Annotated in this window: 24 protein-coding genes; 12 read left to right on the plus strand and 12 right to left on the minus strand. The window is 62.0% G+C overall.

Annotated elements, in window-relative coordinates; genetic code table 11:
* Positions 1-52: 52 nt before the first annotated feature.
* Together BLJAPNOD_RS13070 and BLJAPNOD_RS35380 are read left to right on the plus strand one after the other, a co-directional pair.
* Positions 53-778, plus strand: a complete 726-nt coding sequence (locus BLJAPNOD_RS13070; RefSeq protein ID WP_077503720.1) for a DUF2270 domain-containing protein — start codon at positions 53-55, stop codon at positions 776-778.
* A gap of 39 nt (positions 779-817) precedes the next feature.
* Positions 818-970: a hypothetical protein gene (locus tag BLJAPNOD_RS35380; protein ID WP_158556122.1), complete on the plus strand. Its 153-nt coding sequence runs from the start codon at positions 818-820 to the stop codon at positions 968-970.
* Positions 971-1,019: 49 nt separating this feature from the next.
* On the opposite strand, the gene BLJAPNOD_RS13075 is transcribed toward BLJAPNOD_RS35380, so the two are convergent.
* The 4 genes from BLJAPNOD_RS13075 to BLJAPNOD_RS13090 form a co-directional block, all read right to left on the minus strand.
* Complete coding sequence (locus BLJAPNOD_RS13075) at positions 1,020-1,286, minus strand: usg protein (protein ID WP_077503719.1); 267 nt, start codon at positions 1,284-1,286, stop codon at positions 1,020-1,022.
* Between the two features lie 174 nt (positions 1,287-1,460).
* The gene (locus BLJAPNOD_RS13080; RefSeq protein WP_077503718.1) at positions 1,461-2,291 is read right to left on the minus strand and encodes an ABC transporter permease; all 831 of its coding nucleotides are present in this window, start codon (positions 2,289-2,291) and stop codon (positions 1,461-1,463) included.
* A complete protein-coding gene (locus BLJAPNOD_RS13085) occupies positions 2,288-3,091 on the minus strand; it encodes an ABC transporter permease (protein WP_115420122.1) in 804 nt (267 codons plus the stop codon). Before BLJAPNOD_RS13085 ends, BLJAPNOD_RS13080 begins: the two co-directional genes overlap by 4 nt.
* 169 nt (positions 3,092-3,260) lie before the next feature.
* On the minus strand, positions 3,261-4,043 hold the full coding sequence (locus BLJAPNOD_RS13090) for an ABC transporter substrate-binding protein (RefSeq protein ID WP_115420123.1): 783 nt from the start codon (positions 4,041-4,043) through the stop codon (positions 3,261-3,263).
* A 55-nt stretch (positions 4,044-4,098) separates the two neighbouring features.
* On the opposite strand from BLJAPNOD_RS13090, the gene BLJAPNOD_RS35385 reads away from it, so the two are divergent.
* The 4 genes from BLJAPNOD_RS35385 (at position 4,099) to BLJAPNOD_RS13105 (ending at position 9,019) form a co-directional block, all read left to right on the plus strand.
* On the plus strand, positions 4,099-4,257 hold the full coding sequence (locus tag BLJAPNOD_RS35385; protein WP_158556123.1) for a hypothetical protein: 159 nt from the start codon (positions 4,099-4,101) through the stop codon (positions 4,255-4,257).
* Positions 4,258-4,457: 200 nt separating this feature from the next.
* Complete coding sequence (locus tag BLJAPNOD_RS13095) at positions 4,458-6,782, plus strand: OmpA family protein (protein ID WP_115420124.1); 2,325 nt, start codon at positions 4,458-4,460, stop codon at positions 6,780-6,782.
* Positions 6,783-6,881: 99 nt separating this feature from the next.
* Complete coding sequence (locus BLJAPNOD_RS13100; RefSeq protein ID WP_077503714.1) at positions 6,882-7,625, plus strand: polysaccharide deacetylase family protein; 744 nt, start codon at positions 6,882-6,884, stop codon at positions 7,623-7,625.
* 140 nt (positions 7,626-7,765) lie between these two features.
* Complete coding sequence (locus tag BLJAPNOD_RS13105; protein ID WP_115420125.1) at positions 7,766-9,019, plus strand: tetratricopeptide repeat protein; 1,254 nt, start codon at positions 7,766-7,768, stop codon at positions 9,017-9,019.
* Positions 9,020-9,032: 13 nt separating this feature from the next.
* On the opposite strand, the gene mobB is transcribed toward BLJAPNOD_RS13105, so the two are convergent.
* The 3 genes from mobB to BLJAPNOD_RS13120 are packed head-to-tail and all read right to left on the minus strand — an operon-like array spanning position 9,033 to position 11,144.
* On the minus strand, positions 9,033-9,560 hold the full coding sequence (gene mobB, locus BLJAPNOD_RS13110) for a molybdopterin-guanine dinucleotide biosynthesis protein B (protein WP_115420126.1): 528 nt from the start codon (positions 9,558-9,560) through the stop codon (positions 9,033-9,035).
* The gene (mobA, locus tag BLJAPNOD_RS13115; protein ID WP_115420127.1) at positions 9,557-10,219 is read right to left on the minus strand and encodes a molybdenum cofactor guanylyltransferase MobA; all 663 of its coding nucleotides are present in this window, start codon (positions 10,217-10,219) and stop codon (positions 9,557-9,559) included. Before mobA ends, mobB begins: the two co-directional genes overlap by 4 nt.
* Positions 10,220-10,235: 16 nt before the next feature.
* Positions 10,236-11,144 carry a DMT family transporter gene (locus tag BLJAPNOD_RS13120; RefSeq protein ID WP_115420128.1) on the minus strand — a complete coding sequence of 303 codons (909 nt, stop codon included), beginning with the start codon at positions 11,142-11,144 and terminating at the stop codon, positions 10,236-10,238.
* Positions 11,145-11,598: 454 nt separating this feature from the next.
* Here BLJAPNOD_RS13120 and BLJAPNOD_RS13125 point away from each other — a divergent pair, with 454 nt between their 5' ends.
* Complete coding sequence (locus BLJAPNOD_RS13125; protein ID WP_115420129.1) at positions 11,599-14,151, plus strand: methyl-accepting chemotaxis protein; 2,553 nt, start codon at positions 11,599-11,601, stop codon at positions 14,149-14,151.
* 356 nt (positions 14,152-14,507) lie between these two features.
* On the opposite strand, the gene moaA is transcribed toward BLJAPNOD_RS13125, so the two are convergent.
* Positions 14,508-15,557 (minus strand): GTP 3',8-cyclase MoaA, encoded by a 1,050-nt coding sequence (gene moaA / locus BLJAPNOD_RS13135; protein ID WP_115420131.1) that lies wholly within the window; start codon positions 15,555-15,557, stop codon positions 14,508-14,510.
* Positions 15,558-15,705: 148 nt separating this feature from the next.
* Between moaA and BLJAPNOD_RS13140 the strand changes: the two genes are divergently transcribed.
* Both BLJAPNOD_RS13140 and BLJAPNOD_RS13145 read left to right on the plus strand, forming a co-directional pair.
* Positions 15,706-16,080: a DUF971 domain-containing protein gene (locus tag BLJAPNOD_RS13140; RefSeq protein ID WP_115420132.1), complete on the plus strand. Its 375-nt coding sequence runs from the start codon at positions 15,706-15,708 to the stop codon at positions 16,078-16,080.
* Between the two features lie 42 nt (positions 16,081-16,122).
* The gene (locus BLJAPNOD_RS13145; protein WP_115420133.1) at positions 16,123-17,934 is read left to right on the plus strand and encodes a monovalent cation:proton antiporter-2 (CPA2) family protein; all 1,812 of its coding nucleotides are present in this window, start codon (positions 16,123-16,125) and stop codon (positions 17,932-17,934) included.
* Positions 17,935-17,967: 33 nt separating this feature from the next.
* Here the strand turns inward: BLJAPNOD_RS13145 and BLJAPNOD_RS13150 are convergent, their stop codons facing one another.
* Positions 17,968-18,453: a MarR family transcriptional regulator gene (locus BLJAPNOD_RS13150; RefSeq protein ID WP_199565935.1), complete on the minus strand. Its 486-nt coding sequence runs from the start codon at positions 18,451-18,453 to the stop codon at positions 17,968-17,970.
* A gap of 47 nt (positions 18,454-18,500) precedes the next feature.
* Between BLJAPNOD_RS13150 and BLJAPNOD_RS13155 the strand changes: the two genes are divergently transcribed.
* The 3 genes from BLJAPNOD_RS13155 to BLJAPNOD_RS13165 all read left to right on the plus strand — a co-directional run bounded on the left by BLJAPNOD_RS13155 (position 18,501) and on the right by BLJAPNOD_RS13165 (position 21,136).
* Positions 18,501-19,409: an alpha/beta fold hydrolase gene (locus BLJAPNOD_RS13155; RefSeq protein WP_115420135.1), complete on the plus strand. Its 909-nt coding sequence runs from the start codon at positions 18,501-18,503 to the stop codon at positions 19,407-19,409.
* A 238-nt stretch (positions 19,410-19,647) separates the two neighbouring features.
* Entirely contained in the window at positions 19,648-20,256 is a 609-nt protein-coding gene (locus BLJAPNOD_RS13160) for a pyridoxamine 5'-phosphate oxidase family protein (protein ID WP_115420136.1), read from the plus strand.
* A 73-nt stretch (positions 20,257-20,329) separates the two neighbouring features.
* A complete protein-coding gene (locus BLJAPNOD_RS13165; RefSeq protein WP_115420137.1) occupies positions 20,330-21,136 on the plus strand; it encodes a M15 family metallopeptidase in 807 nt (268 codons plus the stop codon).
* A 41-nt stretch (positions 21,137-21,177) separates the two neighbouring features.
* Here the strand turns inward: BLJAPNOD_RS13165 and BLJAPNOD_RS13170 are convergent, their stop codons facing one another.
* From BLJAPNOD_RS13170 to fumC, 3 genes are all read right to left on the minus strand, one after another.
* Positions 21,178-21,828 (minus strand): L,D-transpeptidase, encoded by a 651-nt coding sequence (locus BLJAPNOD_RS13170; protein WP_115420138.1) that lies wholly within the window; start codon positions 21,826-21,828, stop codon positions 21,178-21,180.
* A 173-nt stretch (positions 21,829-22,001) separates the two neighbouring features.
* Positions 22,002-23,072, minus strand: coding sequence for a GGDEF domain-containing protein (locus tag BLJAPNOD_RS13175; protein WP_115420139.1), 1,071 nt, complete (start codon positions 23,070-23,072; stop codon positions 22,002-22,004).
* 211 nt (positions 23,073-23,283) lie between these two features.
* A complete protein-coding gene (fumC, locus tag BLJAPNOD_RS13180) occupies positions 23,284-24,705 on the minus strand; it encodes a class II fumarate hydratase (protein ID WP_115420140.1) in 1,422 nt (473 codons plus the stop codon).
* Positions 24,706-25,115: the final 410 nt, after the last annotated feature.

Genomic DNA, 25,115 nt, shown 5'->3' on the forward strand with positions numbered 1-25,115 from the left:
ACCCGGAAAGGGTTCATGATCGCAACAACAAGAAAAGACGGAGGAAATGCCGATGGCTGCCGAACTCAGTCCGCTGCTTGTGGGCACGGAAATCAAGGAGCCGAAAGGCCCGCCGCTACCCCAGACCTCGCAGGAGCAGATCAACGCCGTCGTGCACTACTATCGTGGCGAAATGGGGCGGATGGCCGGTTGGCGCGATCGCATCGACCGTACGTCCAACTGGGCGATCACCGTTGTCGCGGCGCTGCTTTCGGTATCGTTGTCGACGCCTTCCTCACATCACGGCGTGCTCTTGTTTGCGATGCTGCTGATCACGCTGCTTCTCCTGATTGAGGCGCGGCGCTACCGCTTCTTCGACGTCTACCGCGCCCGGGTGCGCCAACTGGAGCGCGGCTATTTCGCCCAGATCCTGGCGCCGGATGGCGCGCCGAACCTCAACTGGGCCGCGTCGATCGCCAAGAGCCTGCGCAAGCCGGCGTTCCTGATGAGTTATCGCGAGGCGGTCTGTCGCCGGCTGCAGCGCAATTATTGCTGGATGTATCTGATCCTGTTGCTTGCCTGGGCGCTGAAAATTTCGTCGCCGAAACTGTCAAGCAACGGCGAGCCCTTCGGGCATGTGCGCTCATGGGCCGATGTGACGCAGAATGCCGCGCTCGGCCCGCTGCCGGGATGGCCGGTCATTCTGTTGGTGATGCTGTTCTATGCCGTGGTGCTCTACGGTTCGCTGCACAAGGAGCGGGGCGAAGGCGAGCTTGCCCATGGCGAAGTCCACGTCTGACCGGCTTCGAGCCCCAACCCATGTTCCGACATCGGGCAAGTGCGGCTCGAAACGGAGGAGCGGCGCAATCGCATCCCGGCGAAGCGCCACGGTACGCCGGAGGAGGTGGCAGACTTGATCGCGCCTTATGCGATCGATCGCGAGCTCGGCCTAGACATCCGCAGCGACGGCGGCATGCCCCGCTCGGACTGATTGCTTCGTTTTCTACGGCACGGCGTGCCATGATGCGCCAGGGGCGGGCTCAGTTGAGAATGAACTCGCCCTTGAGCGCCCGCCACTCGGTCGCCGATATCAGCTTGCGATGCACGTAGCGGACCGAATGCAGCGGGCCATCGAGCTTTTCCTGCCAGAACTTCAGGAAGCCGCGCATCTCCGGGAAATCCGGAGCGATGTCGTAGTGCTGCCAGATAAAGGTCTGCAGGAATGTCGGATGATCCGGCATTCGATAGAGGATCTGGGCTGTGGTCATGCCGTAGCCCTTCAGCTGCAGTTCCATTTCGTTCGTCATATGAACCTCACTTCTCGCAAAGGTTGGTCTTATGATGAAACGCTTGATTTATTAATCAAGTTCTAATATTGGCTTTGGCATGCAACTTTCGGCGTAATAACAATGGCTTGGCAGCATTCGATGAAGAGTGCTGCCAAGCCATTCGTCTCAACTTCGTCTTGTCGGAACGCTATTCTAGCGTTTCAGATGCCGGGTGAGGCGGTTTTCCAGCCAGGCCCAGATGTTGCGCAGCAGTTCCACCATCAGGAGATAGAGGATCGCTGCCCAGACATACATCTGGTAGTCGAAGGTGCGCGAGAAGGCGCGGCGGGTTTCGCCCATCAGGTCGAACACGGTGACGATCGCAACAATGGCCGAGCCCTTGATCATCAGGATGATCTCGTTGCCGTAGGGGCGCAACGCCACGATCATCGCCTGCGGCAGAATGATCTTGTAGAAGGCGATGCGCTCCGGCAGGCCGAGAGCGGCCGCCCCTTCGCGCTGCCCACGCGGCACGCTTTCGATTGCACCGCGCAGAATTTCCGCCTGGTAGGCCGCGGTGTTGAGCGTGAAGGTGAAAAGCGCGCAGTTCCACGCCTCGCGGAAGAACCACCAGAGGCCGACCGATTCGAGTTGCGGGCGGAAGCTGCCGAGTCCGTAATAGATCAGGAACAGCTGGGCGATCAGCGGTGTGCCGCGGAAGAAGTAGACGTAGGCATAGGCAAGCCACGACCAGATCTTGTTCTTCGACATGCGCCCGAGTGCGATCGGCAGCGAAAGGATGGCGCCGAGCACGACCGAGCAGGCGACCAGCATCAGGGTGACGCCGAGGCCCGACAGGAAGCTCGGACCGTATTTGGCGAACTTTGCCGGGTCCCAGCCGTTAACGACGGTCAGGAATATGCCAACGCCGAGCGCAAGCCAGATGCCGAGCGAGACGCTGCCGACAAAGCGCGCCAGGGTGTAGGGCTTGGGCGGCGCCGGTGGCGGTGCCTGCGGCGGGATCATCGTCTCGACGAAGCTCATCGGCCCATCTCCGCACGCTTGGTCCAGCGTTCAAGGTTCGAAAATACGATCGACGAGACCATGGCCAAGACAAGGAAGAGGATGCAGGCCATGCCGAAGAACTCGAAGGCCTGCTTGGTGACGCGGGCGGCAATGCCGGTCTGGCGAAGGATGTCCGGCAGGCCGACGACCGAGACCAGAGCCGTATCCTTGAGCAGCGCCATCCAGAGATTGCCTAGGCCCGGCAAAGCGATGCGCACGAGTTGCGGCAGGATGATCAGCCGCATGGTGCGGCCGCGATGGAGGCCGAGTGCAGCACCGGCCTCGTACTGACCATGCGGGATTGCCTTGAAAGCCGAAAGCAGAACCTCGGAGCAATAGGCGGAAAAGACCACGCCCAGCGCGATCATGCCGGCAAAAAAGGCATTGATCTCGACGGGGCCATCATAACCGAACGATGCCAGGAGCTGCTGCACCAGAATCTGCAGGCCGTAATAGACGATGAACAGCGTCAAGAGCTCGGGCAGGCCGCGGAATATGGTGGTGTAGATGTTCGATGCGAGACGAACGGTGCGCTCTTCCGACTGCTTGCCGAGCGCGACGAAGAAGCCGATCAAAAGCCCGACGGGCAAGGTCGCTATGGCAAGGCTTGCGGTGACGACGAAGCCATAGGCGATCTCGTCGCCCCAGCCTGCGTCGCCGCAGGCGAGAAGCGTACCCGATGCCAACCAGCGAAAAACGCCGACCGGGCCGCAAAATGGATCTACGATGGAGCCGATCCAGGCTAGGATCGAATAGAAGCCGGCAAATAACCCGCTCATGTCAGAGAATTCCCCTTTGCGCTGTTCTTATGAATGTGGATCGCGCTTATGTTTTAGTTTCTTGTCAAACAAAAACGGCGGAAGGGCAAGCCGTCCGCCGTTGCATTTTTTTCATCAACCAACGTTTTTCCGGCATGATTCACTAGGGAAACAGGCCGAAAGCCGCCGATCAGCTGCCATAAACGTCAAATGGGAAGTACTTTTCGTTGATTTCCTTGTACTTGCCGTTGGCACGGATGGCTTCGATTGCCTTGTTGAACTTCTCGCGCAGTGCGTCGTCGCCCTTGCGCACGGCAATACCGGCGCCATCGCCGTTGATGACCGGGTCGACCGGCAGCGTGCCGAGCAGTTTGCAGCAGGCGCCGTCTTCCGACTTCAGCCATTCGGAGAGTACGACGACGTCGTCGATCACGGCGTCGACGCGGCCGTTGACGATGTCGAGCTTGTACTCTTCAGCCGTCGGATACAGCTTGACTTCCGCTTCCTTCATATGCGCTTCGGCATAATTGGAGTGCGTCGTCGAGCCTTGGGCGCCCAGCGTCTTTCCGGCAAGGGCTGCCTCGGTTGCTTCGGTGATCGGCGAATCCTTCGGCACCACGATCGCCGGCGGCGTGTTGTAGTACTTGTTGGTGAAGTCGACCTTTTCCTTGCGCTCGGCGGTGATCGACATGGAGGCGATGATGGCGTCGAACTTCTTGGCGATCAGTGCCGGAATGATGCCGTCCCAGTCCTGCGTCACGAACGTGCACTCGACCTTCATCTCGACGCAAAGCGCTTTGGCAATGTCGACGTCGAATCCGGTCAGCGTGCCGTCGGCAGCAAGGTTGTTGAAGGGCGGGTAGGCGCCTTCCGTGCCGATAACGACCTTTTCGCCGTCTGCCATGGCAGAGCCAGCCATGAGCACGAAAACGGCAGCCGATGCGGCGGCTGCCAGCCGTCTGGAAATACGCATGATAGTCCTCTCTGTTGGCCGACATCCGGTTTCTTGTTCTTCACGGATGCCTATCTTGACCGGGGCGCTTGCCACCGGTTGGGGCGATATTCGTACTGTTTTCCCGCAAAAATCAACTGGAAAGCGACGGTGCTCACCGGGAAAAGAATTTCGACCGGAGATTGCAGCGGTCATGCTCGCCATGAACATGAACGGCGCGTTCAGCGGCGGTTAATCTTGCTTTGGCTAGGCCTGTTGCGGGAACCGATCACAGGTTCGGGCGTTGCGTTGGCGGCTCGTGAAGTGGGCAACACAAAAAAGCCGGAACCTTGGAACAAAGCCCTTGAGAATTCACGCCTGTCTCTGTTGCCGAACCGGCTGTCCGGTGGGTAACAGGGGCGGGTAAGGGACCTCCCAGGACGAGGAAGGAAGACAATGTCGATTCGATCCAGACTATTCGCGACCGTGGCGCTGCCGGTGCTCTCGGTGTCGCTTGCGGTGCAACCAGCCCTTGCCGACAGCCTGATGAAGCCGTTCGAGGTGGCGCAGGAAGGGAGCGGGCAGCCGTCCGAGGAAGAACTGCTTCTGCAGCAACGCCAGGCCGAAGAGCAGCAACGCGCAGCCGAAGAACAACAGCGTGCCGCAGAGGAGCAGCAGCGCGCGGCGGAAGCCGAAGCGCAGCGCCAGCAGCAGGAGCAGCAGGCGGCCGAACAGCAAAGGGCTGCCGAGGAAGAGGCAGCGCGCCAGGCCGCCGAACAGGAGAAGGCTGCAGAAGCCCAGCGGGCTGCGGAAGAGGAAGCCGCACGCCAGCAGCAGGAACAGCAGGCGGCAGAACAGCAGAAGGCGGCTGAAGAAGAGGCTGCGCGTCAGGCCGCTGAACAGGAAAAGGCCGCAGAAGCCCAGAAGGCTGCCGAAGAAGAAGCCGCCCGCCAGGCTGCAGAACAGCAGGCCGCCGAGCAGCAGAAGGCTGCTGAAGACGAGGCCGCACGCCAGGCCGCCGAACAGGAGAAGGCTGCTGAAGCCCAGAAGGCCGCCGAGGGTGAAGCCCAGCAGAAGGCCGCCGAAGAGCAGAAGGCTGCTGAAGACGATGCCGCCCGCCAGGCAGCCGAACAGCAGAAGGCTGCCGAAGCAGAGGCCGCACGCCAGGCCGAGGAAGCCAAGAAGGCTCAGGCTGGCGAATGCGTCGTGCCGGAAGGCCAGGACGCATCGACCGCTTGCCCGCCGGCTGGTGGCGAAGCAACGACCGGCCAGCAGCCGGCAACCGAAGGTCAGAACGCGGGCGAACAGCCTGCTGTGACCGAGGAACAGAAGGCAGGCGAACAGCCGCCGGCAGTTGACGGCCAGAATGCCGGCGAAGCCGTGGCACCCGCTGTCGAACCACAGACCGGCGAACCGCAGACGGGCGAGGGGCAGCCGGTTCCAGGCACCGAGCAGCCGGCCACGGCTGAACAGCAGCCTGAGGTCCAGCCGGTCCCGGAAATCGTCGAGACCCGGACCGAGGAAGAAAAGCAGAAGATCGCCGACGATCCGGCTGCAAGCGACGAAACCGTCGTCCTTCCGGTTGAAAACGGTGCTGCCGTTCTCGACAGCGACAAGGACGCCGACAATGCCGGCGGCAACAAGTCGCGCGAAGATCGCCAGAAGCAGCGTGAAGAGCTGCGCGCGCAGGAGGAAGCCGCTCCGGCGCCGACCGACGACGCCTCTTCCCAGGCGCAGATGCCGGCCGAAATCCAGGCCGATCTTCCGCAGAAGATCGAGGCGAACCTGGCCGAGAAGGGTACGCGCGTCGAGGAAGTGCCGGTGTTTGCCGTTCCCGAAACGACCAACATCGTCAACAACACCATCATCAACAACACGGTGATCAATAACAACACGACGGTCAACAACGTCACAAACAACATCACCAACGTGGAAGTGGTGCAGGAGATCGACAACCGCATCATCCTTGGCGTCGGCGACCAGATCTTCGTTCGTGGCGATGACCGTCCGCGCCTTCGCCGCGATGCGGAAGAGACCTTCTACGACCAACTGCCGCGTGGCCGCACCCGCGAAACCATCGTTCGCCCCGGTGGCTACCGGATCGTCACGGTCTACAATCGCTACGGCGACATCCTGCAGCGTTCGCGCGTCGATCGTGACGGCAACGAGTACCTGATGATCTACGCGCCCGAGCGTGACGAGGGGCCGCGTCCGGCGATCATCGACGTCGGTTACGAATTGCCGCCGATGCGCCTGCGCATCCCGGTTCGCGAATACATTGCCGACGTGTCCGACGATCCGGGCCGCGATTACTACGACTTCCTGGCCGAGCCTCCGGTGGAGCGCGTAGAGCGCGTCTATTCGATCGACGAGGTCCGTCACTCCGCGCGTCTGCGTGACAAGGTCCGCCGCATCGACCTCGACACAATCACCTTCCCGACGGGCAGCGCCGAAGTTTCGATGTCGCAGGCAAAGACCATGCGCGGCGTTGCCGCTGCCATGGAAAAGGTACTGGCCAAGGATCCGGGCGAAACCTTCTTCATCGAAGGTCATACGGATGCCGTCGGCTCCGACCGGTCGAACCTGGTGCTTTCGGACCAGCGCGCCGAATCGGTTGCCTCGTTGCTCACCGAAGTCTACGGCATTCCTGCCGAAAACCTGGTGACCCAGGGCTATGGCGAGCGCTTCCTCAAGGTTCGCACCGAGGTTGCCGAGCAGCAGAACCGCCGCGTTACCATTCGCCGCGTGACGCCGCTCGTTCGTCCGGTCGCCCAGCGCTAATCCGGGCTCGGGCATAATTGCCCACGCTAAGCTTCGGAAACCCGCCTTTCAAAGGGCGGGTTTCTGTCGTTTCATTCCTAGACTTCATTCCGGATCGCCATGAAAACCGTCTCGCTACTCCTCGCCTCACTTGTCCTGCTTGCCCCGGGTGCCCATGCCGCACCGGCGCTCGTCGAGCCCGACCTGCGGCTCCCGAGCAACCCCGCCCGCAAGGGGCAGCCCCCACGCGTGGCGCTGACGCTCGATGCCTGCAGCGGTGCGACCGACATGCGCATCCTCGGTGCGCTGATCGAGAACCGCATTCCGGCGACGATCTTCGTGACCGCGCGCTGGCTAAAACGCAACGGCCTGGTGGTCGAAGTGATGAAGGCGCATCCGGACCTCTTCGAGATCGAGGATCACGGCGCGATGCACGTGCCGCCGATCGATATCAAGGTTTCCGTCTACGGGCTGGCGGCCGCCGGCTCAAGTGCGGCCGTGGCTGCAGAGGTCGAAGGCGGGGCGGCGGCGATCAAGGCGCATGGCCTTGCGGCACCACGCTGGTTTCGCGGCGCGACGGCGAAATACACCCACACCTCTATGAGCCAGATCCGCGAGATGGGCTATCGCATCGCCGGCTATTCCGTGAACGGCGACGGCGGCTCGTTGCTGGGAGCCGCCATGGCCGAGAAGCGGATCCGCAACGCCCGGGACGGCGACGTGATCATCGCCCATATCAACCAGCCGACACATGCGGCCGGCGCCGGCGTTGCGCGCGGCATTCTCGACCTGAAGGCCAAGGGCTACAATTTCGTGCGCCTCAATGACATTCCCGACGAGATGACGGTTGGTGCCACCAACTGACGCTGCCCGACTGCCGGCGTTCATTCAAGCGGTCGCCAGGTCCCGCCCGCCGTGCGCTCCCGTCCGCATTGAAGCCCGTGGCGAATCAACTTTTCGTTGTTTAAGTTCCGAAGCGGATTGACCCGTCACGGCAGGAACGAATGAAACCCACCGTCTTCGGACTGTTGGCTGCTCTTGCATTCAGCGTGGCTGCGCCATTGGCGTCGGCGGAAACGACGAGCGCCGTCGGCGCGTTCAATCAGGATCAGGCGCTGGCCGAGAAGGGGGACGCCGAGGCAGAGTTTCGTCTCGGTTCGCGTTACGAGAAGGGAGAGGGTGTCCCGATTGACGTGATGAAAGCCATTGGCTGGTACCGACTTGCGGCCGAAAATGGCAGCACGAAGGCGCAGGTCAATCTGGGCGGGATCTACATGGAAGGCGCTGCCGGCGTTAGACGAAACTACGCCGAGGCAAAGCGATGGTACCTGACGGCGGCCGAGCACGGCTCGGCATTTGGCCAGTTCAATCTTGGCCTCCTTTACGAACAGGGATGGGGTGTCAGCAAGGATGAGGCACAGGCGCTCAAATATTACCTGCTGGCGGCGAAACAGGGCGACGATCAGGCTCAGTACAATCTGGCGGTTCTTTATCGGGACGGTCGGGGCACGAAGCGTGACAATGCAGAATCGGTTCGCTGGTCATTGAAGGCAGCGGAGCAGGGTTATGCGCCTGCAATGTACAATCTCGGCATTGTTCACCTTGGTCTCACCGGAGCGCCCAGGAACGAGGTTGAGGCGTACCGCTGGACATTGAAGGCGGCCCAGCTCGGCCATTATGGCGCGCAGTTCAATCTTGGCATGATGTATGACAGGGGGGCCGGAACCGCTGCTGATCCGATGGAAGCCCTGCGTTGGTATTTGCGTTCCGCGGAAGCGGGCAATCTCGAGGCTCAAGTCGTGGTCGGCCTGCGCTATATGGATGGACGAGCGGGTCACGTCGACATTGAAAAAGGCATGCATTGGCTTCGCGCCGCTGCCAACAAGGGGGATGCTGTCGCCCAATTCAACCTGTCGCAGATTTACGGTCGGGGCCTCGGTGTTCAACGCGACGAGGTCGAGGCGATGCGTTGGCTTCGGTCAGCGGCCGAAGGGGCGAATGCCTCGGCACAGTACAATCTCGGCTTTGCCTATTATAGCGGACGGGGTGTCGGCAAGGACGACGCCAAGGCCGTCTCGTGGTTCCGCCGGGCTGCGGAGCAGGGCCATGCGCGATCACAGTACAATCTCGCGCTTCTGTATGAGCGCGGCGAGGGCGTTGCCAAGGACGATGTTGCGGCGACCGAATGGTATCGCAAGGCGGCAGCCCAAGGGATCCCGGAGGCGCAACAGTATCTCGACGCGCTGCCGAAGAAGTGACGCGATCGACGCGTCAGGGCGTGCCGCTCCTTCGCGTCAGGCCCGTGATCTGCTCTACAAAATCGGCAATCGCATCGGTATCATCGAGATCGAAGACCGCAAGCTTCGTGTCTGCGACCGGATGATCGGCGGCAATGGCGCAGATGTGCGGATCGGTTGGCGCCAAGGGCTCGCGGTTCGCCGATTCCAGGCGGCGCGCCTCGATCTTCGGGATCGGCTCGCGCTTGTAGCCTTCGACCAGGACCAGATCGCACGGAGCGAGCCGGGCGAGGATTTCCTCGAAGCTCGGTTCCGGCGCGCCGCGCAATTCATGCATGATGGCAAAGCGCGTACCTGACACGATGGTGACCTCGTGGGCGCCGGCCTCCCGGTGGCGGAAGCTGTCGGCGCCCACTTTGTCGATGTCGAAGTCGTGATGGGCGTGCTTGACGGTCGAAACGACGAAGCCACGTCGCGTCAGTTCGGTGACGAGGCGGACCATCAGGCCGGTCTTGCCCGAATTCTTCCAGCCGGCGATGCCGAAGATTCTAGTCGCGGTCATCTACCGTTCTCCGTAAGGATGCCAAGCCAGACTTCCGCTCGGCGGAGGTCATCCGGTGTGTTGACGTTGAAGAAGGGGTCGAACAAACCGGCGGTCGTCACGGTCAGCGGGAAGTCGACCTCGACGTTCGGGTGACGTTCGATGAAGGCACGCACGCGGCGTTTCGGATCCGTCGTGACCCAGTGTTCGAGATCGTCGGCGAGCGAGACGGGCCAGAGCGCAAAGAGCGGATGCAGGGCGCCACCGGATGACGCCACGGCAATCTGCTCGCGCTCGGTCATCGCCTCGGTCAGTCGCTGGCTGAGGTCTTGCGGAAAGAACGGCGTGTCCGTTGGCACGACGAGAACATGGGTTGCCGCGGGCGTCGTTGCCGCAGCGTGACGCATGGCCGCCAGGACACCGGCAAGCGGGCCGAGAAAGCCGGGGACGGTATCGCCGATCACCGGATTGCCGTCGATCGTTGCCTCGCCTGCGCCGTTGAGATTGACTGCGATATGACCGGCCTGAGGCTCAAGCCTCCCGATGATCCGCGCAAGCATCGTTTGTCCGCCGAGGTGCAGCGCGGGTTTCGGCTGACCCATGCGGCGGGATAGTCCGCCGGCAAGGACGACGGCCGGCCATGCCGGGTGTGTCCGCCCTTCTGTCTCGGTTTGTGGCATCACGGTCCGATCACTCCTATTCGAGCGGCCCCGTCACCGCGCTTTGGGCGATAGGCGTCTTTCCTCGCCGGCTCTCGCGGTAGAAGGTGTAGAGGCCCGAGCCGACGATGACGGCGACACCGACCAGCATCCATGCATCCGGCTTTTCCGAAAAGAAGAAAATGCCGATCGTGATCGCAAACAAAAGGCTGGTGTAGCGGAAGGGGGCGATGACGGAGATGTCGCCGCCACGCATGGCGAGAACGATCGTTTGGTACCCGACCATCAGCAGCAGGCTGGCGGCGGCAACGTGGGTGATCGTGGTCGACGACATCGATTGCCAGCCGCCGAGCGGGACGATCAATGCGGCCCCGACCAGGGTCGTCACCAGCGCCGTCGTCACCGTGATGTAGAGCGAGGGGATGTCATGGTCGATGCGGCGGGTACAGAGGTCGCGTGTCGCGGTGCAGAAGACGCAGGCGACCACCGTGAGTGCGGCCGGCGTGAAGCCTTCCGGACCGGGACGAAGGACGATCAGCACGCCGATGAAGCCCACGAAGATCGCGGTCCAGCGCCGCCAGCCCACCGGTTCGCCGAGGAAAACGGCGGCACCGAGCGTGACGGCCAGTGGCAGCGCCTGCATGATGGCCGAGGCATTGGCGAGCGGGATCTGGCCGAGTGCGGAGATATAGGTAATGGACGCCAAAGCCTCCATGATGATGCGCAGGATGATCACCGGCTTCATGATGGTACGGAGTGGGCGAAAGGCGCGGAAATGCCGGGCGATGACGATCACCATAAGCGTGGTCAAGAGCCCGCGCACGAACATGATCTGGCCGACATTCATCGCCCCGGTCACGGATTTCACCAGCGCGTCGTTGCAGGAGAAGGCGACCATCGCCAAACACATGAAGACGATGCCACGGAAATTGCTGGAGGATTGCATGCTGGCTGTCCTGCGGCGCCGGATCGGGCGGGAGCCTTCCGGCGGATGGGAAAGGCGAATCCGTTGCCGGATGTCGCATACCGTTTAAGCATCGGCCGTCCTTTTGTGCAAACACCAACCCGCCGACAGACGATTTTTCTTCCATCGCAAGTAGAACGTCTCATCTGTAACGAGATCAAACGGCGCCAAGACTGTTTGCCGGGCAGAAAGCATGGTCGCTCGACCCGATCTTTATTCGCGGAATCTTAAGTTTCGCTGCCTATCGTCCCGATGACTCCGCTTCCAATCGCATGATGCGATCGGTGGATGGCGTGTGCCAGAACCTTGGCGGCGCGCCATTCCAGGGGTGTCGATCGGGGCACGGGAGGTGCTTCGGCCGATACTCAACCTACGCTTCCAGCAAGAGAAGCCACCGCGCGGACATGTCTCTCATAAGAATAATCTGGGGTCCGCAATGTCTTTCATCGATCGTCTGCTACAGCGCCTGCGCATCGTCACCAAGGTACTGCTCTTCGTGGTTCCGCTGGTGGCGCTGATTGCCGGTATCGGTCTCGTTGGCTTCTTCACTGCGCGAACGCTCAACGGTCATATGACCGTGACGCGCGAAACCATCAACAATCTCTCGGATTTCCAGGCGCTGCGCAGCGCGCTCCAGGGTTTTGCCGACGCGCCGAGCGAGGAGACGAGAGGGACGCTCAGTGCCCAGGTCGACGAGCAGGAGAGCGGGGTTCGCGCGCTTGACGGCCTTTTGACGCGCGCGGCGGACAAATCCGAGATCGCCTCGGTGCTGTCGCTCGGTGATGCGATGCGCGCCCAGACCGACAAGCTGTGGTCGATCAAGGTCGAGCAGGATCAGGTGGCGGCTTCGCTCGAGGCGGCGCTCACCGAAATGACGGCGCAGGGCAACAGCGCCTACAAGCAGATCGACATCATCCGCAAGGAATCGGGCGAGAAGGAAGCCTTCGCCAAGGCGCTGCTCTTTGACGCCGCCGCTTACCAGGGCGTTGCCGAGCGGATCAAGAAATTCCGCCTGCCGGTAACGATGGCGGCCAGTGCAGACGCCAAGATCGATCAGGCAGGCAAGCTGGTGCCGCATCTGATCAAGCAGATCGAAGAAGCGGAAAAGATCGCCTCCGAGAAAGTTCAAAAGCCGATCGCCGAGTTGAAGGAGCTGGCGCTCAAGGTCCAGGCGATCCTTGCCGGCGCCGAGGACAGCGAAACCAAGAAGAACGCGCTGGTGCCGATCCTTAGCAAGTTCTCGAAATACGAAGCCGATTTCGGCAAGGAAGCCGCCAAGAATTCCGACACGGCCGCCAAGCGCTTCGTCGGCATGGATAGCGAAATCTCCCAGCTGAAGACGCTGATCGCGCTGATGGGCGACACCTTCAAGGGTCTCGACAGCACCCGGCTGCACATCAGCGAATTGCATCGAAAGCTCGACGCGGAAAGCCGTGACCTGGTGATGGCCGACATTCAGGCCGTTCGCGACAGCGCGGGAAAACTGTCCGAGCTTGGCGGCAAGAATGCAGCGCTTCGCGACCTGCCTGCCAAGCTCAAGCTCTCGCTCGACAATATCGACAAGGGCACGGCGGCCCTGATCGACGTCGGCGGGCGCTGGCAGGAAGCCAAGGCTGCCGCCTCGACCCTGGTGGCCGGCGCGAGCGCGACACTCGAAAGCTTCGTCAGCAGCGCCCAGGAGGCCGGCAAGGCAGACAGCCAGCGTTCGGCCGACATGTCGATCGTGGCGATGGTGGCGGGCACGCTGCTTGCGATCATCGGCGGTCTGATGCTCGTCGAAACCCTGCGCGGTCCGCTGAAGCGGGTGACCGAGACGATGACACGGCTTGCCAATGGCGATCTCGATGTGGCGATCGAAGGTCGCAATCGCGGCGACGAGATCGGCGACATGGTGCGCTCGGTGGCGGTGTTCCGCGACAACGCGGTCGAAAACGTGCGGTTGGGACGCGAGGCGGAAGCCGCCCGCACGCTTTCTGCAGAGGAAGAATCCCGCCGGGCAGAGGAGCGCGCGCGGATCGAGGCGGAACAGATGCAGGCGCTGAATGCGCTTTCCGACGTGCTGGCGGAGCTTGCTGCTGGCAACCTCGAAGAGGGCATGGCGGAGGACCTGCCGGCCGATTACGTGATCATGGCGCGCACCTACAACAACGCCGTCGAGGCGCTGCGCGCCACGCTCAGCGACGTCAGGATGGTCACCGGCGAGATTACCGGCGGCACCAGCAACCTCTCGGCTTCGGCCGACGACCTGGCGCGGCGGACGGAACAGCAGGCGGCGGCGCTCGAGGAAAGCTCGCGTGCGCTACGCCAGCTGACCGAGATCGTCCGCTCGACGGCCGACAGCGCCCGCAAGACCACGGTTTCGGTCGACGAGACCAATTCCTATGCCAAGCATTCCGGCCAGGTGGTCGCCAAGGCGATCGACGCCATGGCGGAAATCAACCGTTCGTCGGAGAAGATCAGCACGATCATCAGCGTCATCGACGAGATCGCCTTCCAGACCAACCTGCTGGCGCTCAACGCCGGCGTTGAGGCGGCGCGCGCAGGCGATGCGGGCCGGGGCTTTGCCGTCGTCGCACAGGAAGTGCGCGAGCTCGCCCAGCGTTGCGCCGGTGCTGCGCGCGAGATCAAGGGCCTGATTTCCGAAAGCTCGGCGCAGGTGAGAAGCGGCGTGGCGCTGGTAAAGGAAACCGGCGATGCGCTGACTGTCATCAACGACCACATCGACACCATCCACCAGCTCGTCAGCAATATCGAGGCCGCCGCCGCCGACCAGTATACCGGCCTCAACGAAGTCAACTCGGCCGTCCACGAGGTCGAGCTGATCACCCAGCAGAATGCGGCCATGGTCGAGGAAAACACCGCCGAGATCCACGGCCTGCGCCGCCAGGTCGAGGCGCTCAACGAGAAGATCGAGCGCTTCAAGACCGGTACGTCGACGGTGGCGGGCCAGGCCGATGGGCGTGGTTACGGATCGAACTACGCCGCTTGAGTTGTCACGGGCGAGCTTTGTGCCCGCCGGCTTGCCCCTCACCCTAACCCTCTCCCCGCAGGCGGGGAGAGGGGACGTGCCATGCGAGTGGGGTTTGCTCGCATCGGCTCCTTCGCGGCGACATTCCCGACGTGTTGATCGCCAGCCATTCTCCGTTTCTCCGGAAAAGACTTGACCCAAGTCCAACGCGCCGAACATTCAAGGCTCAAGGCTCAAGGCTCAAGGCTCAAGGCTCAAGGCTCAAGGCTCAAGGTGAAGCGAAGGCGCTCCCACACGCGCCCTTCTCCCCGCCTGCGGGGAGAAGGTGCCGGCAGGCGGATGAGGGGCAGTCAATACACTGAGAGATATTGGTCGGCTCAGCCGCCGGTGACGCTCATGTGGCGGGCGACGGCGGGGCGGTTGTGTTCGCGGTCGATGATGAAATCGTGGCCCTTGGGCTTGCGGCCGATAGCCTCGTCGATCACCTGGCCGAGATAGCCGTCATCTTCAGAGGCCCTAAGCGCCGTGCGCAGGTCGGCGGCATCGTTCTGGCCGAGGCACATGTAGAGCGTGCCGGTGCAGGTCAGCCGCACGCGGTTGCAGCTCTCGCAGAAGTTATGGGTCATCGGCGTGATCAGGCCGAGCCGACCGCCGGTCTCGGTAACTTCGAGATAGCGGGCAGGCCCGCCGGTCTTGTAGGCGATGTCGGACAGCGTGAACTGCTCTTCGAGCTGGCGGCGCATGTCCGACAACGGCATGTAGTGGTCGGTGCGATCTTCCTCGATCTCGCCCATCGGCATGGTCTCGATCAAGGTCAGGTCCATGCCGCGCCCATGCGCCCAGCGCATCAGGTCGGGGATTTCGGCGTCGTTGAAGCCCTTGAGCGCGACGGCGTTGATCTTGACCTTGATGCCGGCGGCTTGCGCGGCGTCGATGCCTTCGATGACCTTGCCGAGATCGCCCCAGCGGGTGATCTGGTGGAATTTTGCCGGATCGAGCGTGTCGAGCGAGACGTTGATGCGGCGTACGCCACATTCGGCCAGTTCCGCGGCGTGTTTGGCGAGCTGCGACCCATTGGTCGTCAGCGTCAGCTCATCCAGCCGTCCCGCCTCGACCTCGCGGCCCAGTTCGCGCACCAGAAACATGATGTTCTTGCGCACCAGCGGCTCGCCACCTGTCAGCCGAAGCTTGCGGACGCCCTTGGCGATGAAGGCGGAACAGAGCCGGTGGAGTTCTTCCAGCGTCAGCAGGTCCTTCTTCGGCAGAAAGGTCATGTGTTCCGCCATGCAGTAGGTGCAGCGGAAATCGCAGCGATCGGTGACGGACACGCGCAGATAGGTGATCGCCCGGCCGAACGGATCGATCATCGGGGCGGCCTTGTCGACGAGCGCCGTAGCGCCGTTTCTAACTATCGTTGCTGTGTTCACACGTCATTCTCCCAGCACCTCCAATGTCGTCAGCAAACGTGGTCGCGTCAAGGCGCATCCTGTCGCAAAGTGTTGATTGGAAAAGCCGGGTAATTCTCGGCGGGCGATTCTTCCGTTAAGCGTGAGCTTGAAAACAGGAGCAGACATCATGAGCGAAATCTGGCCGACGGAACTGCGCGTCTCGAAAGACCGCCATCGCCTCGTCGTCGCCTTCAACGACGGCGCATCCTTCGATCTCTCGGCGGAGATGCTGCGCGTGCTTTCGCCGTCTGCCGAGGTGCAGGGCCACGGGCCTGGCCAGCGGGTGACGGTGCCCGGCAAGCGCAATGTCCAGATCATCTCTGTGCAGCCGACCGGAAACTATGCCGTGCGCATCGGATTCGATGATTTTCACGACACAGGCATCTTTACCTGGACCTATCTGCGCGAACTGGGCGAGAAGGGCGAAGAGCTGTTTGCAGTTTACGAACAGGAACTCGCCGACAAGGGCATGTCACGCGACAAGACCGAAAAGCCGCGCTGAACCTTTTGAGCCCACTGAACCTTTTAAGAAGGAGACGGTCTGTTGGCCGATGCATCTAATGCGAATGACCTGACACAGGTGGTCGTGCTGCTGACCGCCGGTGTCGTCGCCGTGCCGCTGTTCAAGCGCATCGGCCTCGGGTCGGTGCTCGGCTATCTCTTCGCCGGATTGGTGATCGGCCCGTTCGGTCTGCGTTTCTTCACCGAGCCGCAGGCGATCCTCCATGTGGCCGAACTCGGCGTGGTGATGTTCCTGTTTATCATCGGGCTTGAGATGCAGCCATCGAAGCTCTGGAGCATGCGCAAGGACATCTTCGGCCTCGGCGCCGCACAGGTGCTTGCCTGCATCGCCGGCCTGACCACGGTCGGTCTGGCGCTAGGCTTTCAGCCCATTCCCTCCTTCATCGCGGGCACCGGCTTCGTTTTGACCTCGACCGCGATCGTCATGCAGATGCTGCAGGAGCGAAACGAGATCTCTACGCTGAAGGGGCAGCGCATGATTGCGATCCTTTTGTTCGAGGACCTGGCGATCGTGCCGCTGCTGGTGATCGTCACGCTCCTGGGCAGCAGTGGCACTGCCGCTGATCCATCCGAACGCTGGATGGCTGTCGCCATTGCCTTTGCGGCACTCGTGGCGCTGGTGATTGCCGGGCGCTACCTGCTCAACCCGCTCTTCCGGCTTCTGGCTGCAGCCGGCGCTCGCGAGGTGATGACGGCGGCGGCGTTGCTCGTTGTCCTCGGTTCGGCGCTCGCGATGCAACAGAGCGGGTTGTCGATGGCGATGGGCGCGTTTCTTGCCGGTGTGCTGTTGTCGGAGTCTTCTTTCCGCCACCAGCTCGAAGCCGATATCGAGCCGTTTCGCGGTATCCTGCTCGGCCTGTTCTTTCTCGGCGCCGGGATGGCGATCGACCTTTCGGTGATTGCAGCCAACTGGCAGATCGTGGTGATTTCCGTGGTCGCTTACATGGCGCTGAAGGGCGTGCTGATCTACGCCGTTGCCCGGCTGCTGCGTGCCTGCCACAGCGAGAGCCTTGAGCGTGCCGTCCTGATGGCGCAGGGCGGCGAGTTCGCCTTCGTGCTCTATGCGGCTGCGGTCTCTGCCGGCATCATCGATGCCGAGGCCAATGCGACGCTGACGGCGACGATCATCCTGTCGATGATGCTGACGCCAATTGCGATTTTTATCCACGGCAGGTTCGCCAAACCGGTACCGCCGAAGACCGACGATCTGGAAGTGCCCGAGAATGTCGAGGGCACGGTGCTGATGATCGGCTTCGGCCGCTTCGGGCAGATCGTCAGCCAGCCGCTGCTCGCGCGCGGTTACAAGCTGTCGCTGATCGACAAGGATGCGGAGTTCGTGCGCGACGCCTCGAACTTCGGCTTCCGCGTCTTTTACGGCGACGGCTCGCGCAGCGATATCCTGCATGCGGCCGGTGCGGCGACGGCAAGGGCAATCCTGATCTGCGTTGACGACAAGGCGTCGGCGATCAAGATCGCCCACACCGCCAAGGAGGAGTTTCCTCTGGTGCCGGTGCTTGCCCGCGCTTTCGATCGCGGCCATGCCATCGATCTCCTCCATGCCGGCGTCGACTTCGAGATCCGCGAAACCTTCGAATCGGCGCTCGTCTTCGGCACGCAGGTGCTGAACGTGCTCGGCGAAGATGCGGAAACTGCGGCGGAGGTGATCGAAGAGTTCCGCGACCTCGACAAGGAGCGCTTCGCACTTGAAACGATTGGCGGCATCTATGCCGGGCGGCAGCTGATCCGCGGCAACGCACAGCCGTCGGACCTCATCGCCTCGAGAACCGCGCGCGAGCGCGCCGAGGCGGAAGCGCGTGAAGCACAGGAAGGCTAACTGGCTGGTGACAGGCTGGCGCCTGCCGCGCCGTCAGGCAAGCTCGTTTTCGTCCTTCAGGAGAACGGCGATCAGCCGCTCCATGGATTGCGCCACCACCATGCACTCCTCGAGCGGCGCATCCTCCATCAGTTTCTGGATGAGCCCGGTCTGAACCTCCATCGCCTCTTCGGTCAGCGTGCGACCGGTTGGCGTCAGCGACAGTCGCAGGACGCGCTTGTCCTTGTCGTCGCCGCGGCGCTCGATCAGCCCGCGCTTTTCCAACTGCGGCAGCAGCATGCTCATGTTCGACCGCCCGACCAGCAGCTTGCGGGCAAGCTCCTGCTGCGAGATCCCGTCGAAGCGATAGAGGTTGATCAGGATGTCGAGATGCGGCGTCTTGATGTCGAGATGCGCGAGCGAGCGCGTCATCGTCTGCTGCATCAACTGACAGGCGCGGGCAACGGCAATCCAGCTGCGAAAACGCGGATGGTCCCAGGGGAAATGATGCTGTTCGTTCATCGCTTGATTTTTGTTCATCGTTGTACAATAATGTTCAGCATTGAACATATTAAGAGATTCTCACTATGGCATCCTTTGCGATCAAGGTCATCCGCCATGCGCTTGCCGGCGTGTCGCTCATTTCACCGGAGGTCGCCGGTCGGCTGGCCTTCAAGCTGTTCACCGTGACGCCCCGTCGCAAGCCGAAGAACGCCAAGGAGCGCGCGGCACTGGCCGCTGCGGCGCCCGTGATTGCCAAGGGCAAGCCGGTGACGCTGTCCTATGCCGGCGGGTGGGTCATGGCGCGGCATTTCGCAGGTCCGCGCAATGCAGCCAACACCAAGCGTGTGCTGCTCGTCCACGGTTGGGGATCGCGCAGCGACTATCTCGCGAGCATGATCGAGGGTCTGGTTGCCGGCGGTGCCGAAGTGGTGACGCTCGACTGGCCGGGGCACGGCGCCTCGCCGGGCCGTACGCTGACGATGGTGGCAGCGGTGCGCGCCATTGACGCCGCCTGGCGGCATTTCGGCGGCTTCGATGTGAGCGTCGGCCATTCCTTCGGCGGCGGCAGCCTGGCTTGCGCGGCGGGTGGTGTCGTCTGCGACGTGCCCAGCCATGTGGCAAAGAAGCTTGTCCTCATCGGTGCGCCGAGCGAGATGACGTGGCTGTTCAAGGGGTTTGGCAAAATTCTTCGCCTGTCACCGAAGACGCAGCAAGCGTTTGAAGGCGTCGTCGAGCGGTTGGCTGGGCGTCGGCTTGATGATTTCGATGCGGCCAGGATCCTTGCCGCCAGGGCCGTGCCGACATTGATCATCCATGCGGAAGACGACAAGGAGGTTTCGGCCGACCATGCGCGCCGCTATGCGGCTGCCGGACCCAATGTCGAACTTCATTGGGCAAACGGCTATGGCCATCGCCGCATCGTCTCCGCAGCACCCGTCATCGACAGGATCAATGCCTTCGTCCATGGCGAGGATCGAAAGGCCGCGGCCTGAGGCCATCTTGCAACTCACGCGGGAATGCGCATCACTCGCGCTCTCGCGCGAGGCTGTTTCTACCAACTTCGCATATTCCGTCACATGCCCGTCATGCTATCCGTCGAAAGGATCACTTCGATCTGCAGCGTTGCGCGCCTTTTCAGTGGCGCAAGGCTTTCTGCTGCTATTGGATTGGCGGCATGATTCCGTGCATCGATGTCGACGTGCGGATATCGTGCATTAGCGGGAGGACGGAATGACGGTCATTAGTTCGGTTGAGGAATTGAACGCGCTTTACGGCAGCGCCAGCGAATCATCGTTGGCAAAGGTAACCAGAGCGCTGACCGCCGAGTACAGGCAGATGATCGAGGCTTCTCCCTTTGCAGCACTTGCAACTGTGGGTCCAGAAGGGCTCGACTGTTCGCCTCGAGGCGACGACCAATGCGTTGTCAGGGTTGCCGACGACAAGACCGTGTTGATGCCCGACTGGCGCGGCAACAACCGGGTCGATTCGCTTGCCAATATCGTGCGCGATCCACGCGTGGCGCTGATGTTCCTGGTGCCCGGATCGAACACAACGATGCGCATCAATGGAACCGCGGTGGTCAGCATCGAACCGGCGCTGATCGGTTCCTTCGAGGTGGATGGCAAGAACCCGCGCAGCGTCATCGTCGTGACCGTCGGCGAAGTCTATTTTCAATGCGCCCGTGCGTTGATGCGGTCGCAGATCTGGAACGCCGAACGTTTCATCGATCCCGCCACACTTCCGACGCCCGGCGCGCTGGTGAAGGCCGCCAAGGCGGACTTCGACCGGGAAACCTATGACCGCGAATGGCCGGAGCGCGCCGCCAAGACCATGTGGTAGATTGGATCGTTCGGCCGTGCCTTCCAGTGTCCGGTATTCGACCGGATCGGGAGCGCCAGGAGATGGGGACGCGATGCGACGTGGTTCTAAGAGCACCTGTCTCAGGGCAGCCTTCCTGTTTCTGTCGGCGTGCGTCGGCGAAACCCTTGCTGCCGATCCGACGCTGCACGAGAAACTCGAATTGCTGGCCAGGGCCTATCCGGAGATGATCGCCGAGGTCGGCAAGGATAAGCTGACGCTGCGCGACGGCGGCGCGGCGCTTCCTATCGACGACGGCAGGCAGAAGAGCCACGCCGAAAAGCTCGCTTCCGGCGACATCGAAGACAGTCTTTCGCAGATCTATCCGCTTGGCGCCTGCGCAAGGCCGCCGGCTGCCGATTTCGATCCTGGGCGCATCCGCAGCGAGGCCTTGATGAAACGCCTCTATGGCGGAAGCGCTGCGAGCATCAGGCGCGACCTCGTCTCGGTCGATTGGTTCGGCGAGCGCCTGAAGGTCACGCGCAGGCATGGCGTGGCCAAGGCGCTGCAGGCGGTCGAGGGCGAACTCGCCGCACGACCGAAACTGAAGCGCTATCTTGTCCCCAGCGCCGGGACTTTCAACTGGCGCAACATCGCTGGTACGCGCACGCTTTCGGTGCACAGCTTCGGTGCTGCGATCGACCTCAACACCGGCTTTGCCGACTATTGGCGCTGGTCCGGCGGCGGCAAGAGCGGGGCGGCGGCCTATCGAAACCGCTATCCGCTCGACATCGTCGAGATTTTTGAGAAGCACGGCTTCATCTGGGGCGGGCGCTGGTATCATTTCGACACCATGCATTTTGAATACCGGCCGGAACTGATCGCCATTGCGAAACAGGCGGGCGCCTCCGCCTGTCGGTAGGATCAAACCGTCCGTGGCGCAAGCTTGCCGCGATCGATCGCTCAGTCGCGAACGACCACCGTCGCGCCGATCTCGACATTGGCATAGAGGTGCTCGACGTCCTCGTTGGCCATGCGGATGCAGCCCGATGACATCGCCTTGCCGATCGACAGGGGCTGGTTCGTTCCGTGAATGCGGTAGATCGTCGAACCGAGGTAGATGGCGCGGGCACCGAGTGGATTGTCGATGCCGCCTTCCATGCTGGCCGGCAGCACCTTGCCCTTTTGGGCTTCACGAGCGCGCATGTCCTCCGGCGGCACCCAGGTCGGCCATTCGGCCTTGCGGCTGACGGTGTTGGTGCCGGTCCAGAGAAACCCATTACGCCCAACACTGACGGCGTATTTGACGGCGATACCGCGGCCAACGACGTGGTAGAGCCGGCGCTCGGAGTTGTCGATGATGATGGTGCCCGGCGCTGCGGTGGCCGGGAAGGCCACGAGTTCGCGGGCGATCGGCGACTGGCTGATGTCGCCGCGCTTCGCCTTCTTTCGGGTGCCGCCTTGCGACAACACCTGAAGCCAGCCGGTGTTGGCGGCGGCGCTGTCGAGCGAGGCAACGGTAATCGGATCCTGCCTGACATCCTTCGCGTGGGCAGTTGCCGCTGTTGCGGCCATCAGGGCGGTTGCAATCATCGCGGTAAAAATACGCTTCATGTCGGTTTCCCCCCTCGGATTGTGGGAACCGATCGCGCTTTTCGTAGCCGTTGTTCCCTGTTGTCAGGGTTGTAGCGGGTGCAATCCGATCTGGCTGTTTCCAAGGGAACGGGAGGCGAAACGAAAATGGCGCCGATCGGGCGCCATTTCACGAGGGGATTGGCGATATCTCGCTAGCGCCTGTAGATCAGCCAGTTGCGGCCGGACTCCTTGCGCATGCCGTCTTCGAACAGCATCGTCTTGTTGCGGCCGGCATTCTTGGCTGAGTAGAGCGCGATATCCGCCTTGTTGTAGAGGTCAACCGCATCCTCGGCGGCAGTCGCCATGCAGACGCCGACCGACAGGGTAATCGGGCCGTAATTGACGCCTGTCTTGGAATTACGAAACGGCGTGCCCGCCAGAACCGTGCGAATGCGATCTGCAATCTGCAGGCATTCTTCCTGGCTGCTATCGTTGAGGATGATGGCGAATTCTTCGCCGCCAGTCCGCGCCACGAAAGCATCGCGCCGGACATTGGCGCGAATGACGCTGCCGACCGTCGCCAGGATCTTGTCGCCGACCGGGTGGCCGAACGTGTCGTTCACCTTCTTGAAGTGGTCGATATCGGCGACCAGCAGGCCGGTGAAATTCTTCTGGTGGTCGTTGTTGTAGACGGCTGCGAGATTGTCGTCGAAAGCGCGGCGGTTGGCGAGCCGCGTCAGCGAGTCGGTGTTGGCGATCCGCTTGTACTCGTCGAGTTCCTGGCGAATGACCTCCATCTCGAAGGACTTCTGCACAACGGTCTGGACGCGTTCCTTGCCCTGGCTCATCGTGTCGGCGGTCGCTTCGGTCAGGATGCCGATGGCGTGGCGCAGGATGTCGGCGCTGGAAGCGCTCTTGCTGGTAATGTTGACGTATGCTTCGTCGAGAACCTTGTTGTAGCTTTCGAGCGCATATTGCTCGTCCTTCAACAGGTTGACCAGCTCGGCCAGCTTGGCGGCGAGGCTGGTATGGGCGCGCTCGATGCCGGTCGAACGGTGGATATGGCTGAAATATTGCGCGCCGATCGCGTCGAGTTCTTCCTGTGTCGCCCGGCTGCCGAGGGCTGCGAGCTCCTTGGACAGTTGCGGGTTCGAACCGAGATAGGCTTCGTAATATAGCTCGTAATTGCGCGGTATCGGCGAAACGCCCATCATGCGCATCGCATGGGTCACCTGCGCTGCGATATCCGGAGCCTGCGTTTTTCCAGATGTGACCGTTTGCATCCGCAAACCCTCAATATTACTCATTGCTTACGGGTACTGATTTTTAGGGGCAAATGATTTGCGAAGTCTTAATGTTTTCTTCCTTGAAAGAAGACAATTCGACTTAAAGCAGACAATGCGGCGTTGCGGTTATGTAGGGTTGTCGCCTGCCACGACGCCGATCAAGGCGCCGCGGCAGCGATAAGTCGATCATGCCGGGCTGATCTGGAGATCATGCCGGGCTGATCATTGTTTCCGGACGGACGACCGCGTCGAACTCTTCGTTGGTGACGTAGCCTCCGCCGACCGCTTCTTCGCGCAGCGTCGTGCCGTTCTTGTGAGCCGTCTTGGCGATCTTTGCCGCGTTGTCGTAGCCGATCTTCGGCGCCAGCGCCGTTACCAGCATCAACGAGCGGTCAAGCGCAGCCTTGATGTTGTCTTCGCGGGCTTCGATGCCGACGACGCAGTTGTCGGTGAAGGAGACCGCGGCATCGGCGAGCAACTGTACCGACTGCAGGAAGTTGTAGGCCATCAGCGGGTTGAAGACGTTGAGCTCGAAATGGCCTTGGCTGCCGGCGAAGGTCAGCGCCGCGTTGTTGCCGAACACCTGGACGCAGACCTGGGTCAGGGCTTCGCACTGGGTCGGGTTGACCTTGCCCGGCATGATCGACGAGCCCGGTTCGTTTTCAGGCAGTGACAGTTCGCCGAGGCCCGAGCGCGGGCCGGAGCCGAGGAATCGGATGTCGTTGGCGATCTTGAAGAGGGCGGCGGCAGCGGCGTTGATCGCACCGTGGCTGAAGACCATGGAATCGTGGGCGGCCAGCGCCTCGAACTTGTTCGGCGCGGTGGTGAAGGCGATACCGGTAATTTTGGCGATTTCATCCGCGACCTGTTCGGCAAAGCCGATGGGTGCGTTGAGGCCGGTACCGACGGCGGTGCCGCCCTGGGCCAGCTCGCAAAGGCCGGGCAGGGTCATTTCGATGCGCTTGATCGACGAGGCAACCTGCGCCGCATAGCCGGAGAACTCCTGGCCAAGCGTCAACGGGGTTGCGTCCTGGGTGTGGGTGCGGCCGATCTTGATGATGTGGTCGAACGCCTTGACCTTGGCCTCAAGCGCCTTGTGCAGGTGTTTCAGCGCCGGCAGCAGGTCGTGGGTTACCCGTTCAGCACAGGCGATGTGCATGGCCGTCGGGTAGGTGTCGTTCGACGACTGGCTCATATTGACGTGGTCGTTGGGGTGAACCGGCTTCTTCGAACCCATGACACCGCCCATCAGCTCGATCGCGCGGTTGGAAATGACCTCGTTGGCGTTCATGTTCGACTGGGTGCCCGAACCGGTCTGCCAGACGACGAGCGGGAAATGCTCGTTCAGCTTGCCGTCGATGACTTCCTGAGATGCCTTGACGATCGCATCGGCAATGGTTGCATCGAGGCGACCGAGCGCCATGTTGGTGCGCGCGGCTGCCTGCTTCACGATGCCGAGAGCGCGGACGATCGACGCCGGCTGCTTTTCCCAACCGATCTTGAAGTTGCCTAGGGATCGCTGGGCCTGGGCGCCCCAATAGCGGTCGTTTGCCACTTCGATGGGGCCGAACGTATCTGTTTCCGTGCGCGTCGATGTCATCGTGATCCCTGCCTTCGTCATGCGGTTCATGAAGTCTGGGCGAGGGGACGCGGTCGCAACCGGCCGTCCCTTCCCCAAGGTGCCGGGCCTCTCTCTGCCCCGGCTGGCAAGGCTTGTAAAGAGGTGGCCCCGTAGGGGCAATGCTACAATCGTTTGAAAGGCAGGCTTGCGACAAAGGGCGGCTTTGGCTGCGGTACTACCAGTGATTCGCGCCGCGTGCCGGCTACCGATATCTTGTGGCGTTTCAGTCACATTCATTGCCTTCCTTGCTTGCCGAAAGGGCAGGTTTTCCGACACGGGCCGTGCGGCAACGGTATGAATGTCGATGCAAATCAAATTTTTACGGCCACTCGAACGTCCTGGAAATGAAGCGGTTTTTTTGTCGCGCAGAGGTGGTTTCATGCGGTCTGCGGGAGGCTCGTTTCCTTTTCATTCACCAT

This window comes from Ensifer sp. M14 (assembly GCF_003355565.1).
Classification (GTDB): domain Bacteria; phylum Pseudomonadota; class Alphaproteobacteria; order Rhizobiales; family Rhizobiaceae; genus Ensifer.

Coding starts and splice junctions, on each gene's coding strand:
- BLJAPNOD_RS13070 (WP_077503720.1), top strand. CDS start 53: ATGGCTGCCGAACTCAGTCCGCTGCTTGTGGGCACGGAAATCAAGGAG.
- BLJAPNOD_RS13075 (WP_077503719.1), bottom strand. CDS start 1,286: ATGACGAACGAAATGGAACTGCAGCTGAAGGGCTACGGCATGACCACA.
- BLJAPNOD_RS13080 (WP_077503718.1), bottom strand. CDS start 2,291: ATGAGCTTCGTCGAGACGATGATCCCGCCGCAGGCACCGCCACCGGCG.
- BLJAPNOD_RS13085 (WP_115420122.1), bottom strand. CDS start 3,091: ATGAGCGGGTTATTTGCCGGCTTCTATTCGATCCTAGCCTGGATCGGC.
- BLJAPNOD_RS13090 (WP_115420123.1), bottom strand. CDS start 4,043: ATGCGTATTTCCAGACGGCTGGCAGCCGCCGCATCGGCTGCCGTTTTC.
- BLJAPNOD_RS13095 (WP_115420124.1), top strand. CDS start 4,458: ATGTCGATTCGATCCAGACTATTCGCGACCGTGGCGCTGCCGGTGCTC.
- BLJAPNOD_RS13100 (WP_077503714.1), top strand. CDS start 6,882: ATGAAAACCGTCTCGCTACTCCTCGCCTCACTTGTCCTGCTTGCCCCG.
- BLJAPNOD_RS13105 (WP_115420125.1), top strand. CDS start 7,766: ATGAAACCCACCGTCTTCGGACTGTTGGCTGCTCTTGCATTCAGCGTG.
- mobB (WP_115420126.1), bottom strand. CDS start 9,560: ATGACCGCGACTAGAATCTTCGGCATCGCCGGCTGGAAGAATTCGGGC.
- mobA (WP_115420127.1), bottom strand. CDS start 10,219: ATGCCACAAACCGAGACAGAAGGGCGGACACACCCGGCATGGCCGGCC.
- BLJAPNOD_RS13120 (WP_115420128.1), bottom strand. CDS start 11,144: ATGCAATCCTCCAGCAATTTCCGTGGCATCGTCTTCATGTGTTTGGCG.
- BLJAPNOD_RS13125 (WP_115420129.1), top strand. CDS start 11,599: ATGTCTTTCATCGATCGTCTGCTACAGCGCCTGCGCATCGTCACCAAG.
- BLJAPNOD_RS13140 (WP_115420132.1), top strand. CDS start 15,706: ATGAGCGAAATCTGGCCGACGGAACTGCGCGTCTCGAAAGACCGCCAT.
- BLJAPNOD_RS13150 (WP_199565935.1), bottom strand. CDS start 18,453: ATGAACAAAAATCAAGCGATGAACGAACAGCATCATTTCCCCTGGGAC.
- BLJAPNOD_RS13155 (WP_115420135.1), top strand. CDS start 18,501: ATGGCATCCTTTGCGATCAAGGTCATCCGCCATGCGCTTGCCGGCGTG.
- BLJAPNOD_RS13160 (WP_115420136.1), top strand. CDS start 19,648: ATGACGGTCATTAGTTCGGTTGAGGAATTGAACGCGCTTTACGGCAGC.
- BLJAPNOD_RS13165 (WP_115420137.1), top strand. CDS start 20,330: ATGCGACGTGGTTCTAAGAGCACCTGTCTCAGGGCAGCCTTCCTGTTT.
- BLJAPNOD_RS13170 (WP_115420138.1), bottom strand. CDS start 21,828: ATGAAGCGTATTTTTACCGCGATGATTGCAACCGCCCTGATGGCCGCA.
- BLJAPNOD_RS13175 (WP_115420139.1), bottom strand. CDS start 23,072: ATGCAAACGGTCACATCTGGAAAAACGCAGGCTCCGGATATCGCAGCG.
- fumC (WP_115420140.1), bottom strand. CDS start 24,705: ATGAACCGCATGACGAAGGCAGGGATCACGATGACATCGACGCGCACG.